The sequence below is a fragment of the Halorubrum yunnanense genome (genome assembly GCF_026586675.1).
Lineage (GTDB): Archaea > Halobacteriota > Halobacteria > Halobacteriales > Haloferacaceae > Halorubrum > Halorubrum yunnanense.
Window position 1 is genome coordinate 1 of record NZ_JAODIX010000045.1, and the last position, 14,427, is coordinate 14,427.

Annotated in this window: 10 protein-coding genes; 3 read left to right on the forward strand and 7 right to left on the reverse strand. The window is 69.9% G+C overall.

Features of this window, described 5'->3' with window-relative positions:
• Nucleotides 1–246: 246 nt before the first annotated feature.
• The 3 genes from N5096_RS11270 to moaA all read left to right on the forward strand — a co-directional run bounded on the left by N5096_RS11270 (nt 247) and on the right by moaA (nt 2,617).
• Entirely contained in the window at nt 247–672 is a 426-nt protein-coding gene (locus tag N5096_RS11270; protein WP_267664784.1) for a universal stress protein, read from the forward strand.
• A 5-nt stretch (nt 673–677) separates the two neighbouring features.
• Nucleotides 678–1,445: an MBL fold metallo-hydrolase gene (locus tag N5096_RS11275; protein WP_267664800.1), complete on the forward strand. Its 768-nt coding sequence runs from the start codon at nt 678–680 to the stop codon at nt 1,443–1,445.
• A gap of 167 nt (nt 1,446–1,612) precedes the next feature.
• Nucleotides 1,613–2,617, forward strand: a complete 1,005-nt coding sequence (gene moaA, locus N5096_RS11280) for a GTP 3',8-cyclase MoaA (RefSeq protein WP_267664785.1) — start codon at nt 1,613–1,615, stop codon at nt 2,615–2,617.
• Between the two features lie 30 nt (nt 2,618–2,647).
• On the opposite strand, the gene N5096_RS11285 is transcribed toward moaA, so the two are convergent.
• From N5096_RS11285 to N5096_RS11315, 7 genes are all read right to left on the reverse strand, one after another.
• Nucleotides 2,648–4,570, reverse strand: a complete 1,923-nt coding sequence (locus N5096_RS11285; protein WP_267664787.1) for a S9 family peptidase — start codon at nt 4,568–4,570, stop codon at nt 2,648–2,650.
• Between the two features lie 92 nt (nt 4,571–4,662).
• Nucleotides 4,663–5,577, reverse strand: coding sequence for an ABC transporter substrate-binding protein (locus N5096_RS11290; protein WP_267664788.1), 915 nt, complete (start codon nt 5,575–5,577; stop codon nt 4,663–4,665).
• Between the two features lie 356 nt (nt 5,578–5,933).
• Nucleotides 5,934–6,584, reverse strand: a complete 651-nt coding sequence (locus tag N5096_RS11295; RefSeq protein ID WP_267664790.1) for an alpha/beta hydrolase — start codon at nt 6,582–6,584, stop codon at nt 5,934–5,936.
• A gap of 401 nt (nt 6,585–6,985) precedes the next feature.
• The gene (locus N5096_RS11300; RefSeq protein WP_267664792.1) at nt 6,986–7,384 is read right to left on the reverse strand and encodes a DUF5778 family protein; all 399 of its coding nucleotides are present in this window, start codon (nt 7,382–7,384) and stop codon (nt 6,986–6,988) included.
• Nucleotides 7,385–7,472: 88 nt separating this feature from the next.
• Entirely contained in the window at nt 7,473–8,423 is a 951-nt protein-coding gene (locus tag N5096_RS11305) for an HhH-GPD family protein (protein ID WP_267664794.1), read from the reverse strand.
• Nucleotides 8,424–8,451: 28 nt separating this feature from the next.
• Entirely contained in the window at nt 8,452–9,102 is a 651-nt protein-coding gene (locus N5096_RS11310; RefSeq protein WP_267664796.1) for a DUF7384 family protein, read from the reverse strand.
• Between the two features lie 71 nt (nt 9,103–9,173).
• Entirely contained in the window at nt 9,174–14,291 is a 5,118-nt protein-coding gene (locus N5096_RS11315; RefSeq protein WP_267664798.1) for a PAS domain S-box protein, read from the reverse strand.
• Nucleotides 14,292–14,427: the final 136 nt, after the last annotated feature.

Genomic DNA, 14,427 nt, shown 5'->3' on the forward strand with positions numbered 1-14,427 from the left:
CCCCCCCCCCCCCCCGCGACTCCCTCGCGCGTGCTCCTCGCGGCCTACCGGCCGCTCGGAGGCACGCGCCACCGCAGCCGTTCTTTTATAAGTGGTAGTCGCTGTCGCTCACGCCGATGTGGCTGTGACGTCGACAGAGGGTTCGACGGATCCCCGTCGGCCCCGCCCGTCGGTTCGCCCGACCGGGTTTTCGACCGGCGGGCGCGAGGCCCCACCGTTAATGTCCCGCCCGTCGAACCCTGAGGTATGTACGACGAGATCCTGGTGCCGACGGACGGGAGCGAGGCGGTCGACCGCGCGCTCGATCACGCCCTGCGGCTGGCGAGCGACCACGACGCGACCGTCCACGCGCTGTACGTGGTCGACCGGCGGATCGCGACCGCGAACTCCGGCGACCTCCACGACGAGATAGTCGAGGACTTGGAGACGCAGGGGGAGACGGCGGTCGCCGCGGTCGCTGACCGCGCCGAGGAGGCGGGGCTCGACGTCGAGACGAGCGTCGTCCGCGGGACGCCCGACACGGAGATCGTCTCGTACGCCGACGAGCAGGGGATCGACGTCGTCGTGATGAGCCCGGAGGGGAAGTCGCCGCGGGAGCGGATCCAGTCGCTCGGCAGCGTCTCCGACCGCGTCGCCGACGACGCGACGGTCCCGGTGTTCCTCATCAAGTGACCGCCATGGAGCTCACCGTCCTCGGCTCAGGCAGCGCGATGCCCGTCCCCGAGCGCGTGCAAGCGGGGTACCTCCTCGACGACGGCGACCGGTCGCTCCTCGTCGACTGCGGCAGCGGCGTCCTCCAGCGGCTCGCCGGCACCGAGACCGGCTACGAGGGGGTGTCGACCGTCCTCTTGACGCATCACCACCTCGACCACGTCTCGGCGCTCCTCCCCCTCCTGAAGGCCCGGTGGCTCGCGGGCGAAGCGCACCTCGAAGTGGTCGGGCCGACCGGGACGAAGTCGCTCGTCGACGGCCTCCTCGATGTCCACGACTACCTGGACGGGCGGGTCGACCTGGCGGTCCGAGAGGTGTCCGCGGCGCGCCTCTTCTCGGCGGCCGGCTTCGACGTCGCCGCCCGCGAGACCCGGCACTCGATGGCGGGGCTGGCCTACCGCTTCTCGCCGCCGAGCTCGGAGGCGGACCCCGCGGACGGCCCCCTCACGCTCTCCGGCGACACGGAGGCGTTCGCGGGGATGGCGTCGTTCGCCGACGGGAGCGACGCCCTCGTCCACGACTGCTCGTTCCCGGACGGCACCGACGTCTCGAACCACCCGAACCCCACGGAGCTGGGGGCGTCGCTGGCGAGCGTCGACGTCGACACGCTCCTCCTGTCGCACCTCTACCCGCACACCGGGGGCCGGGAGCGCGAGATGGCCCGGAGCGTCCGAAAGGCGGGGTTCGACGGCGAGGTCGAGGTCGCGAGCGACGGGCTCCGCGTCGATCTCTGAGCGGGCTATGATCCATATCTGGTTGAGATTCGAACCGGATCCGGTCCGGATTCGGTCCGGATCCGGTCTCGATCTCCGGTATTTTCCGCGGGAACGTAACCGCCGACAGTTACCTGAAGCCGTGATAAACCCTGATATTTAAGCGATAGCAGTCGCTCCGTTCGGATATGACCGGCCCACTCGGGGACGATTTCGGACGGGAGGTGACGGGGGTTCGGATCTCGCTCACCGACCGGTGTAACTTCGACTGCATCTACTGTCACAACGAGGGGTTGGGCGACACGCGGGGACCGATGGAGCCGAGCGACGAGGAGATGAGCGCCGACGACGTGGTCCGCTTCCTGGAGGTCGCAGAGGGGTACGGCGTCGACTCGGTGAAGTTCACGGGCGGCGAGCCGATGCTCCGACAGGACCTCGAGGAGATCATCGAGCGCACGCCCGACTCGATGGAGGTGTCGATGACGACGAACGGGACGTTCCTCCCCGGGCGCGCCGAGGACCTGAAGGCGGCTGGGCTCGACCGCGTGAACGTCTCGCAGGACGCGCTCGACCCCGACGACTTCGCGGAGGTGACCAAGTCCGGCGCCTACGAGAAGGTACTCGAGGGCGTCAGAGCCGCCGTCGACGCCGGACTCGACCCGGTGAAGCTCAACATGGTCGTGTTCACGCACACCGCGGGCTACGTCGAGGAGATGGTCGACCACGTCGCCGACAACGAGGGCCTCCAGCTCCAGCTCATTGAGTACATGCCGGAGCTCACCGGGAAGCCCGAGTGGAACATCGACATCGGGCGCGTCCACGACTGGCTCGCCGAGGAGGCCGACCGCGTTGAGCACCGCGAGATGCACGACCGGAAGCGCTACTTCGTCGGCGAAGACGCCGACGGCGAGGGCGGCGGCATGGTGGAGATCGTCGACCCCGTCGAGAACGAGGAGTTCTGCGCGAACTGCGGCCGCGTCCGCGTCACCCACGAGGGGTACCTGAAGGGCTGTCTCAACCGCAACGACGACCTCCGGTCGATGGGCGAGATGAGCCGGGAGGAGATCGCGGAGACGTTCGAGGCGGTCGTCGCCAACCGCGTCCCCTACTACGGCGAGTACCTCGTCGAGAACGACGAGGGCGAGTACGAGATCAACGAGGAGTACCTCGGGACGCCGCCCGCGGCGGACTGATAAAGGGACCCGGAACGGCCGCCCGCCGACCTATTCCGGCGGTTCGTACGGCCGACTGCTCCCGCCGTCGGGGAGTTCCCGCAGGTACTTCGCGAACAGGTCCGCGACACGCGTGTACGCGTCGAGGACGTGCTCTAACTCCCCGAAGCCGTGCGGCTCGCCCTCGTACCGGCGGAGCTCGTGGCGGACGCCGTGAGTCTCCAGCTCCGCGACGAGCTGCTCCGACTGGCTGATCGGGACGCGAGCGTCTTCCTCGCCGTGGAGCACCACGAGCGGGTCGTCGATCTCGGGAACGGACCGGATCGGGCTCGCCTCGCGGTAGGCGTCGAGGTCGGACACGAAGTCGCCGAGCTCCCGCTTGAGGAGCTGCCACCCGACGTCGTCGGTGTCGTCGACGAACGACTCGTAGTCGTACACGCCGTAGAAGGCGGCGCCGGCGCGGAACCGGTCGCTGTTGCCCAACGCGTTCACGGTCATCAGCCCGCCGCCGGAGCCGCCGTAGATCCCCACGCGGTCGCCGTCGACCGCGTCGTACCGCGCCGCCGTCGCGTCCGCGGCCCGGATCACGTCGTCGAGGTCGCCGCCGCCCCAGTCGCCGTCGTTCGCCATCCGGAACGCCCGACCGAACCCGTCGGAGCCGCGGTAGTTCGGACGGACGACCGCGTAGCCGAGCGCCGCGAAGTAGGCCGCCCGGTGGTCGAAGCCGAAGCCGTCGAAGGCGGTGGGGCCCCCGTGCGGCTTCACGAGCAGGGGGACGGAGCCCGACTCGACTCCAGAGCCCGCCTCGGGGTCCGACTCCGGCGGGTAGACCACCGCGTGGATTTCCGTTCCGTCGGAGTCGTACCCGAACGCCTCGGGCGCGGGGAGCCGCGCCGCCAGTCCCGCGGTCGACGAGGACGTGCGCCGCTCCCCGCTCGCCGCGTCGACGACGGTCGGCGGCTCGGTCGGCGTCTCTCGCACCGAGAGCACCCGGCCGCCGCCCCACCGCGGCGCGCCGTGGATCGCGTCGCCGGAGGCGAGCGCCGTGACGTCGGCGGCCGACTCGGGGTCGGCGCCCGCGCCGGGACCGGCGTCCGGACCGGGCTCTCCGTCCGCGAGCGCGCCGTCGACGCCGACCGCGTGGACACCGGTGCGGCCGTCCCTCGTGGCGGTGACGGCGAGGCGGTCGCCCGCGTCGTTCCACTCGGGCGCCGCGATTTCCGTCTCCGGGACGCCGTAAAGCGCGGTGGGCGCGTCGCCGTCGGCGTCGCCCGCGACCCCGTACACCGCGTCGTACCCGCTCCCGTCGTGGACGAACGCGACCGCCCCGTCGTCGCCGGGACGCGGACGCGGGCAGGCCGCCCGGACGCCCGGCTCCGCGAACAGCTCCGTGACGTCCCCGGCGGGGTCGAGGGGGACGCGGACGAGCGCGGCCTCGTAGTCGAACAGGTCGGCGTGTCGCGACCGGGTCGCGACGACGCCCTCCCCCTGCCAGTGCGGGTCGGCGTAGAGGAACTCGTCGTTGGCGACCGCCTCAACGCGGTCGCCGTCGGGGGAGACGACCGCGAGGCTCGCCCGGGAGAAGCCGTCCGTGACGACCGCGATACCGGGCTCGCCCCACGCGAGGCCCGAGATGCCGCCCGACAGCTCCGTAAGCACCTCAACCGCGCCGGTGTCGGCGTCGACCGTGGCCAGCTCGGTGTCGGCGGTGACGAAGGCGATCCGGTCGCCGTCGGGGCTCCAGTCGAGCCACCGAGCGTCGGTGCGGCCGTAGCGCATGGCGGACACCCCCTCGGCGGTAAGTCTGACGTCATCGCCGTCGGCCGCCAGCCAGAGGTCGGTGGTCAGCTCGCGGCTCTTCGCGTAGGCGATCCGGCCGTCCGGGCCGACAGCGGCCTGCACGACGCGGTCCGCGACGGCCATGTCGGCGAGCAGGCCGTCGCAGTCGGTGTCTCTGAGGTCTCGTCGGTACACGTCTCGGGTTCGGGCGAGGGGTCACTTGGGCGTGTGGCTCGCGGAACCGTCGGGCGGGGGCGCTCGGGCCACCGTCGGCCCGAGAGGCGGTGTCAGGACGCGTCCGCGTCGGACCAGTCGAGCGGCACGTACTGGTCGAACCGCGGCTCCCGCGATCGACCGAGCGGTCGGAACGCCCGCCGGTCCGACACGCGGAACTCGTCGATCCGGGCCTGTCCGGGCCCGGTGAGGTAGCCGAGGAAGGCCATCGCCAGCGGGTACGCCGCGTCGTGCCGGGCGGGGTTGACCGGGATGGCGGCGTACTCGTTCCGGAGCAGCGGCGGCGGGTCGTCGACGCCCCGCGCGACGTGGGGCGCCAGCCCGTCGGCGTCGACGTTGAGGAAGGTTCCGCGGTCGGTGAGGGTGTACGAGCCGGACTGCGCGGCCACCGTCAGCGTGTTCCCCATCCCCTGTCCGGACTCGCTGTACCAGGGACCGGCGGGCTCGATCCCCGCCTCGCGCCACAGCAGACGCTCTCGGAGGTGGGTCCCCGAACGGTCGCCCCGGGACAGGAACGGGGCCTCGGCCTCGGCGATCGCCGTGACCGCCTCGACCGGACCCGTGCCCGCGACCCCGGCCGGGTCGTTCGAGGGACCGACTAGGAGGAAGTCGTTCACCATGACGGCGCGGCGGTTAACGCCGTGCCCCTCTCGGAGGAAGGCGTCCTCCAGCGGCCGGGCGTGGGCGAGAACCAGGTCGCAGTCGCCGTTCCGGGCGATCCGGAGCGCCGCGCCGGTGCCGCGGGCGACGGCGTCCACCGTCGCGCCGAACGTCCGTTCGAACCCAGGGATCAGCGCCCCGAGGAGCCCGCTGTCTCGGGTCGTCGTCGCCGTCGCGAGCGTGAGCGTCTCCCCGCTCGCCTCGGCCTCGGGTTCGGGTCCGGCCGAGGTCGACGCGCTCCCGACGCAGCCCGAAAGCGAGAGGGCCCCGCCGGCACCGACCAACTGCACGTAGCGCCGCCGATCCATTGGTCGATGTAAACAGATACAGCTACAAAACTGTTTTTAGACACCTATATCGGTTTCATTTAGTTCGCGGAGCGACGCGTAGTCGGCGGCTGCGTGAGCAGCAAGCCGGCGTCGCGAGACCGGGACGGAGAGCGGGGAGAGTGCGGATCGGCGGAACACGGCCGCCGTGAGAGATATTTATAAGCCTCCGAGCGTCGGGTCGGGGATGAACCCGATACTCGTTACCGGAGGGGGAATCGTCGGCGCCGCGACCGCCTATCAGCTGCGCGATCGCGCCCGGGCCCCTCGCGATCGCCGTGGGCCACCGCTCGGAGGCGCCCCACCGCTCGGAGGCGCCCCACCGCACCGCCGTCCGCTTATAAATCGTCACCCGGCCGCGGTTCGAAAAACGCCGCCACGCGTTCCCCCACGTCCCCGGCTCGCCCGACGAAGAAGTGGTCCGACTCGAACGCCTCGGCCTCGATTCCCAGCTCCTCGGCCCGCTCCGCCACGGGCTCCCAGTCGGCCGTCGAGTCGCGGGTCGCGTACAGGAGCCGTATCGGGACCCCGATATCGACGAGCCCGTCGAGCGCTGCGACCGCGTCGACGTCGGGGTTCAGCCGCGCGGTGGGCGCGAGCGCGCAGACGCCGGCGAGCCCGGGACGCGAGGCGGCCGTCACGAGCGCGACCGTCGCCCCGAACGAGAAGCCGAACAGCCCAGCGCGCTCGTAGCGCTCGACCGCCCACCCGACCGCGTTGTCGGCGTCCGTGCTCTCGCCGTACCCCTCGTCCCAGTCGCCGTAGTCGAACCGGAGGCAGTCGATGCCCCGCTCGGTCAGCGCGTCGCTCGCGGCCCGCAAGCGCTCGTCGCCGCGGTGGCCGCGCCGCTGCGGGTGCGGCGGGCAGGCGACGACGACCGCGTCGGCTCGGGAGCTATCGCCGGCGGCGTCGCCACCGCTGTCGCTCGCGGCGGTATCGAGACTCGCTCGCACGTCGCGGCCGCCGGGGATGAGGACCGTCTCGCTCACGGTTTTAGCTGACTATAGGCGCTAAGCCCCCGTCCTCAAGGAGCGAACGAAGTGAGCGAGTAGGGCGGGGATACAGCGCCGTCATCGTTTTACTTTCACTACACGGCATAGCGTTACTACCCCTGCGGTCGATATCGGTAGTACGATGCTCACCACGCTTCCGGTGGTGTTCAAGCGCGACAAGAAGCGCGCACCCTCGGTTGTGGCTGAGTGTCCATCCGGTAGGAGTGGGACACTCCGAACCACCCGTGAAGGGAAGTCGCCTGCGGAGTCTGGAATCCCTGTGCCCACGTCGGGTATAAATTCCGACGCAGAAACAGGAAACCCTGTCCTCAACAAGCGAGGGGCGAGTAGCCCCGAGCGCGGTAGGTCAGGGTAGTTCACAAGATCGCGTCCCCGGGTCAGGGGACCTGAGTCACGCGGTCGACGCCGTCGAGCGCGGCGAGGTCCTCGGCCAGCGCCGTCTGGTCGACGTCGGCCTCGTAGTAGAACACGAGGTCGAAGGTCCCGTCGCGGAGGAGCTGCTGACACTCCCAGACGAACTCCTCGCCGTCGAGGGTGAGCCCCTGGAACTGGTTCGAGGAGAAGCTCGTGTCGTCGTTGCCGGCCTCGATGTACGCCTCGCCCTTGCCGGCGTGGTCGGCGATGACGTCGTTGATGGCGACCGTGAGCTCGTGCATCTCCAGGTCCTCCTGCCCGCCGAGCGTCGTGTGGACGATACAGCCCAGGAGTTCGATGTCGCCCGGCTCCAGCAGGGCCTTCGTCCGCGCGTAGAGGTCGGAATCGACGGTCTCGCTCATGGTTCCCCCTTCCGGCCCCGGTGATAAACGGGTGACGGTTCACACGTGGCCGGTATTTACCAGACAGTTGAGCCGACGCCGCGTCGGCTCAGTCCGCGAGGCGAACCACCGGCCCGTCGGCTCCCTCGTCGACCGCGACCAGTCCGTCGTCGGCGAGGTCGTCGACGAGCCCGCGGAGCCACTCTCGCCCGTACTCGCCGTCCGGCGCGTAGTCGACCCGGATCCGGGGACCGAGCTCGTCGAGCGCCAGCTCGTCGTACTCGCCGAGCGCTCGGACGACGCGCCCCCGGAACTGCCGGCGGCTCCCCTCGAAGCTCGGCTGCTCGGGGACGTCGGGCGCGGTAAAATCGCCTGTCTCGTACGCGTGACACCGCCCGCGCCACGGGCAGCCCGCCTCGTCGCAGCGCGGGGTCGTCCCGCAGGCGACGCCGCCGAGCTCCATCACCGCGTTGTTCCAGACGCGGGACTCGCCCGCCGGCATCACGCGGGAGGCGACCCGCTCGAACGCCGAATCGTCGTCCGGGACCGCGAACGCGCGGTGGAGCACCCGTTTCACGTTGGTGTCGACGACGGCGTCGCCGTTGTTGAAGGCGAACGACGCCACCGCGTTGGCGGTGTACGGCCCGACGCCCATCAGCTCCTCCAGTTCGTCGGGCGATTCTGGGAACTCGCCGCCGTAGTCGCCCTCGATCTGCTCGGCCGCCTCGTGAAGGTACTTCGCGCGGTTGTTGTAGCCGAGCGAGTGGGCCGACCAGAACGCGACCACGTCGCCGCGGTCGGCGGCGGCCAGGTCGGCCGTCGTCGGCCACTCGTCGAGGAAGTCCGCCCACGCGGGGACCACCCGGTCGAGCTGCGTCTGCTGGCTCATCACCTCGCTGACGAGGACCTCGTACGGCTCCTCGGTCCGGCGCCACGGGAAGTCGCGGTGGTCGGCCTCGTACCACTCCACGAGCGCCTCGCGGACCGCGTCGAGGTCGGCCGGCAGTTCGGGGGCGTCGCCCTCGGCGAGCCCCTCCGCGGTCGCGTCCGGATCGGTCATTACCGTCGGTCGGGCCGGCGCGCGCTTATCAATGGTGGTCCTCGCCGACGGGGTCCATCGAGCGCGGGTCGCGGTCGGGACCCGGATACTCGCCGCCGACGGCCTCCGGATACAGCCGCGCCGGGGAGAACACGGTCGCGAACGCCCGCGGCTCGCGGACGCTCACCGCCATCCGGTCTCGGAGCCCGGCCGCGGTCCCCGGCCCGGTGAGGGACGGATCGAGGCTCACGATCTGCATCGCGGCGCCGCGGTACGCCGACGCCAGCGCCGGGTGGTCGCCAGCGGGCTGTGCCGCCGGCTCGCGCCACGTCTCGACCGTCTCGCGCCAGTCGGCCGCCAACCCGTCGGCCGCGAGCGAGGCGATCACTGCCTCCGCGTCGTCGAGGAGCGGGTCGCTGGCGACGAGGGCCGTCCACGCGTGCGAGCGCAGCGCGTCGAGCGCCTCTCGGGCGGGCCCGCCGACGAGGAGGTCGGCCGCGAGGGCGTCGGCGTCGGCCACGACGCGGTCGGGGCTCGAATCGCAGTCGACGGGCGGGAGGTCGGCGGTCTCGGTGCCGGCGTGGCTCTCGGAGTCGTCCTCGGACGCCGACCGACGATCGGTCAGCGCCGCGCTCACCGCCTCGATGTCCGTGTCGTACTCGGCGGCTCGGTCGAAGAGATCGGCGAACATCGCGGTCATACGGGAGGTGTCGACGGCCACGGGTATCGGGTTTGTGGCCGGCGACGCCGCCGTCTCGCCGGCGCGACCGGTCACTCCGCGTCGCCGTCTCGGGCGGTCGGCAGCCGTAGACACACCTCCGTTCCGTCGTCGCTCGACTCGACCGCGACCTCCCCGCCGGCTTGCGTGACGACGGTCCGGACCAGCCACAGGCCGAGCCCCTCGCCGTGCTCGAGCGGCGACTCCTCCCCGGTTTCGAGCACGCCGACCTCCATGTCCGGCATCCCGGGCCCGTCGTCGCTCACGCAGACCTCGACCCAGCCGGCCTCCGTACCGTCGACGTCGACCGCCACGGTGGCGTTCTCAGACGCCTTGACGCCGTTTTCGACCAGCTCGCGGACCGCGTCGTGAAGCGCCTCGGGCACCGCTACGGGCTCCTCGCGCAACGCCGTGGTCGCGACGGTCGCGTCGGGGTACTCCTCGCGAACCTCGTCCGCGGCGGCCTCGATCAGCGGCTCGCACGCCGTCGTGGCCTGCTTCCCCTGCTGTGACTGGGTGACCCGGCGTATCGCCTTTATCTTCTCCGTCATCGACGCCCACTTGTCGATGACTCGCTCGATGGTCTCGAACTGCTCGCCGCGTTTCTCCGGGTCCGACTCCTCGGCCATCATCTCCGCCCAGCCGCGGACCTTCGTCAGGTCGTTCCGCATGTTGTGACGCATCACGCGCTGCATCACCTCCGTGTGCTGCCGCTGTCGCCGTTTGTCCGTGACGTCCCGACCCTCGGCGACGAGCAACGAGACGTCGCCGTCGTCGTCGGTCACGGGTTTCACGGAGAAGTCGACCGTCGAGAGGCCGTCGGCGCCGTTGGCCTCCGTCTCGTACCGGACGAACTCGCCGCCGGCCGCTCGGTCGACGGCGTCGCGGACCTCGTGACTGGCCTCCTTGGAGTGTTGCCACCACGGGGCCGCAGACAGCGGCTCCCCGACGACCGCGTCGCGCTCGGCCCCGCCGAACGCAAGTGTGGCGTCGTTGACCTCGATCACCGTCCCGTCCGGTTCGAGCAGGCCGGTGAACTGGAACGTCTGGTTGAAGATGCTCTCGAACCGTCGGGCCCGCTCCTTGCTCTCGGTCACGTCCCGGAGGTAGACGAGAATGCCGTCGATGGCGTCGTTGTCGAGCATATTCCGGAAGTGGCCTTCGACGTTGATCCACTCGCCGTCGGGACACTTGAGTCGGGATTCGGACAGGGTGCCGTTCGAACCGTCGACACAGTCGAAGAACGCTCTCATCGCGCGCTCCCGGCCGTCCGGGTGGAGGTAATCGAAGAGAATTTCCCCGCGGAGGTCGTCGACGTCGTACCCGAGTACCCGTTCGGTCGATCCGCTGGCGTAGGTGACCGTCCCGTCGGTGTCGAGGACGGTCACGACGTCGTCGGACTCCTCGACGAACCGCTCGGTCCGACGCTCCTGCCGTCGTCGCTCGGTCATGTCGCGAACGATCTTCGCGTATCCACGAAACGTCCCGTCTTCCGATTCGAGCGGTGCGTACCGGACGTCCGCGTAGAAGGTCGACCCGTCGGCGCGGACGCGCCGACCCTCGTGCGCGCTTTCGCCGGTGATGCGCGCCTGCTTGATCAACCGGTCGGCGACCCCCGATTTGCGGTCCGACTCCGGGTGGAGCCGATCCGTTGACATCCCGATTGCCGCCTCGGCGTCGTATCCGAACATCTGTTCGGCGCTCTCGTTCCACGTCTGGATGTCTCCCTCTTCACCGATGATGAGGAAGGCGTAGTCGTCGACGCTCTCGGTCAGCAGGCGGAACCGCTCGCGTTCCTCGAACAGTTCGCGCTGTTGGCGGTGTCGCTTGGTCACGTCCCGGGCGGAGACGACCAGCGACTCGACCGACCCGGAGTCGCCCGACACGGGGCGAACCACCCCCGTGACGTGCCAGGTGTCGCCGTCGGGACCGGGGATCGACGACTCGTACTCCACGTACTCGCCGTCGGCCGCACGGCGAATCCACTCTTCGACGTCGTCCTGGAGCTCCGCCGAATGGCTCCACCACGAGGCCTCCCAGAAGGGCTCACCGATGACTTCGTCGGCCGTCTCCTCGATGTACGCCAGCGCATTCTCGTTGGCCTGCAAGAGCGTTCCGTCGACGTCCAGCATCGCCACGAGCATCCCCGGGTCCTCAAACAGCGACTGGAACCGGCGCTCGTTCCGCCGGCGCTCGCGCTCTTCCTCCTTCTGGTCGGTGACGTCGGTCAAGGTCGCGAGCACCCGGTCGGCGGTTCCGTCGTCGTCGTACGTCGGGACGGCTCGGATCCTCGCCCAGCGGGCCTCGCCGTCGTCGCCGACCAACCGAAAGGCGCCGACCCACGGGTCCCCCGTTTCGACCATCCGCGTTCGGCTCTCTCGAACTCGGTCCCAGTCGTCCGGGTGGACCGCCTCCTCGAGGTTCCCCTCCGTGTCGAACAGGTCAACGAGCGTCTCGCTCCACGTCACCTCGTCCGTCTTCAGGTCCCACTCGGCGATCCCGGTGTTCGTCCCCGAGAGCGTCATCTCGAGCCGCTCCCGTTGCCGGCGGAGTTCGTCCTGAGCGTCCCTGCGGTCTATCTCGTAGCCGACCCAGCGTCGCAGGAGACTGACGAACGTCTTTTCGGTCTCGGTGAACCCCGTCGCACGCGGTTCCGTCGAGGCGAAACACAGCGTCCCGTACGTCTCTCCGGCGGCCCCGACGGCACCCGAGATGTACGCCTCCAACCCGAGCGCCTCGTACGCGGGATCGTCCTCCCAGCCGGCTTCGACGGCAGACTGAATCGCCACCACCTCGTCGCCCCCGACCGTCCGCCGACAGTACGACCGCGAGAGCGGGGACGACTCGCCCGCCCGGAGCCGCTCGTGGTCGCCCTGTGCATACACGACCCGCTGTGTCCCCGACGCGCCCCCGTCGTCCGTCTCGATCCGCGTCAGGTAGCCGTGGGGGAGGTCGAGATACTCGTTCCCGGCCGCGAGGAGGGCTTCGACCTTCTCCCGGAAGGTGAGGTTCGGGTCGGTCGTCACCTCGTATATCCGCTCGAACACCGCCACCGTCGCCTCCTGCCGCCGCTCCCGCTCCTTGCGCTCGGTGACGTCCTGTTGGATGCCGATGTAGTTCTGCACGGTTCCGCTCTCGTCCGTCACCGGCGTGATAGAGAGCCGAGACCAGTACGGCGTCCCGTCTTTCCGGTAGTTCTTGTTCTCGAGCGACACCGGGGCCTCCGACCGGATAGCCTCTCGCAGTCGCTCCACCTGTTCGGGGTCGGTGTCCGCACCCCAGAGGAACCGCGGGTTGCGCCCGAGCGCCTCCTCTCGCGTGTACCCGGTCAGCCGCTCGAACCCGTCGTTGACGTAGACCAGCGGATTGTCCGCCTGAGCCGGGTCGCTGATCTGGATCCCGACCGTGGCCTCGTCCATCGCCCGCTCTTTCAGTTCGAGCTCCCGCTCGCGCGCTCTGCGTTCGGTCTCGTCTCGAACGGCACAGACGAGTCGACCGTCCTCGACGATGGTCAGAGAGAGTTCGGCCGGGAACGTCGACCCGTCCGGCCGCGTGCCGGTGACCATGCCGCGCCAGTACCCTTCCGATTCGAGCGCCGGGAAGGCCTCCCGCTCTAACCGCTCGACCTCCTCGTCGGCGTAGAGGTCGCGCCACGTGCTCCCGAGCAGTTTCTCCCTGCTCTCGAAGCCGTACATGTCCACGTGCGACTGGTCGACGAACGAGTACTCGTCGCCGTCGAGGATCGCGATGCCGTCCTTCGCTTCCTCGACGGCTCGCCGGAACGACTCCAACTGTCGCCGCCGCTTCTTCCGCGCCGTGACGTCACGGAGGACGCCGGCGCTGCCGCGGAACTCGCCGTCGCCGATGAGCGCGAGCCGGTTCTCGACGATCTTCCGACCGCCGTCGGCCGTCTCGAGTTCGAACTCCGCGGTCGCGGACCGCTCGCCGGTGGCCATCAACCGCTCGATCTGTTCCCGGACCTGCGCGACGTCCGCCTCGTCCATCCCGATCGTCGGCCGCTTGCCGATCGTCTCCGTTCCGTATCCGAACTCCCGCCTCGCGGCCTCGTTGACGTACGTGAACCGCCCGTCGGCGTCCAGCGCGTACACCGGGTCACCGACGGCCTCGAGGACCGTCTCGTATCGCTCCAGCTCCTCGAACCGGTGACGCCGTTCGATCTCGGTGCCGATCCACCGCGTGACGAGGTTAACGAACGTCACCTCCTCGGGACGGAACGGCTCCGCGCGTGGGGTTCCCATCGAGAAGTTGACCGTGCCGTACGTCTCTCCGTCGACGACGACGGGGGCCGCGACGTACGCCCGTACGTCCTCGGCCGCCGGGTGATCGCGGTAGTCGGTGTCCGAGACGTCGGCGAAGGCCAGCGGTTCCGCCGCGTCGCCGGCGAGCGTCGCCTCGCACATCGTCTCGCCGATGTCGTACACTCCGCCCGCCTCGTGAGTCTCGGTCGCGTCGACCACGGCCTCGATCTCGTAGTCGTCGCCGTCGACGTGCGAGAGGATCCCCGTCTCAAGGCCGAGGTAGTCACACCCGAGCGAGAGCAGTCGCTCGATCGCCTCGTCGAACTCCCCGGCGCCGACCGTGAGTTCGTTCAAGCGACGCAGCGCAGTCGCGTCGGCCTCGACCGACCCACCTGCCTCGGTCGACCCGTCGCCTCGCCCCCCGTCGGGCCTTCGCCGCTCTATCCGCGCCAGCGCCGTTTCGAGGTTCGCCGCGATCGCCTCGGCTGCGCTCACCGCCGCCTCGTCGAACCCGTCCGGGTCCATGACGCCGATACGCAGCACGCGGTCGCGACCGACCGGGACGAAGCCCTCGGCCCGAAGCGGGTCCTCGGAGTCGGTCACGACCGTCGCCTCGGGGGGCTCGTCGGTCCGGAGGGGCCCGTCGCGCCCGCGGAGCCGTCCGAGGACCGGGTCCGGAACACCTCTCAGGGCGCTCGTCGCCCCGCCCGGATCCGGGTCCGACGACCCGACGACGGCCGAATCGGCGTCCCCGTCCCACTCACAGACCCGTACCGTCGGCCCATCGAACGTCGCCTCCGCGAGTTCGATCGCGGCGGAGACAGCGCTTTCCACCGTCTCGGCCCGGTTAAGGTCGGCCGAGAGGGTGAGGAGCCGGTCGTGTGACCCGTGGGCGGGCTCTGTACTTCCCATACAACGTTGACGATTCACATACCATTAATAGTTCTGAAAAATTACTTTTTGATGAAATTTTCTTTTTCGCTCTTGTGTAGCACATTGTTGATTTCAGAGAGTAGCTTTGACAGCGTGTTTGAGCGCTTCTCGTCCG

Excerpts from the sequence above, each read along its gene's own strand:
- N5096_RS11315 (WP_267664798.1), bottom strand. The coding sequence starts at position 14,291 with ATGGGAAGTACAGAGCCCGCCCACGGGTCACACGACCGGCTCCTCACC.
- N5096_RS11305 (WP_267664794.1), bottom strand. The coding sequence starts at position 8,423 with ATGACCGATCCGGACGCGACCGCGGAGGGGCTCGCCGAGGGCGACGCC.
- moaA (WP_267664785.1), top strand. The coding sequence starts at position 1,613 with ATGACCGGCCCACTCGGGGACGATTTCGGACGGGAGGTGACGGGGGTT.
- N5096_RS11290 (WP_267664788.1), bottom strand. The coding sequence starts at position 5,577 with ATGGATCGGCGGCGCTACGTGCAGTTGGTCGGTGCCGGCGGGGCCCTC.
- N5096_RS11310 (WP_267664796.1), bottom strand. The coding sequence starts at position 9,102 with ATGACCGCGATGTTCGCCGATCTCTTCGACCGAGCCGCCGAGTACGAC.
- N5096_RS11270 (WP_267664784.1), top strand. The coding sequence starts at position 247 with ATGTACGACGAGATCCTGGTGCCGACGGACGGGAGCGAGGCGGTCGAC.
- N5096_RS11300 (WP_267664792.1), bottom strand. The coding sequence starts at position 7,384 with ATGAGCGAGACCGTCGATTCCGACCTCTACGCGCGGACGAAGGCCCTG.
- N5096_RS11275 (WP_267664800.1), top strand. The coding sequence starts at position 678 with ATGGAGCTCACCGTCCTCGGCTCAGGCAGCGCGATGCCCGTCCCCGAG.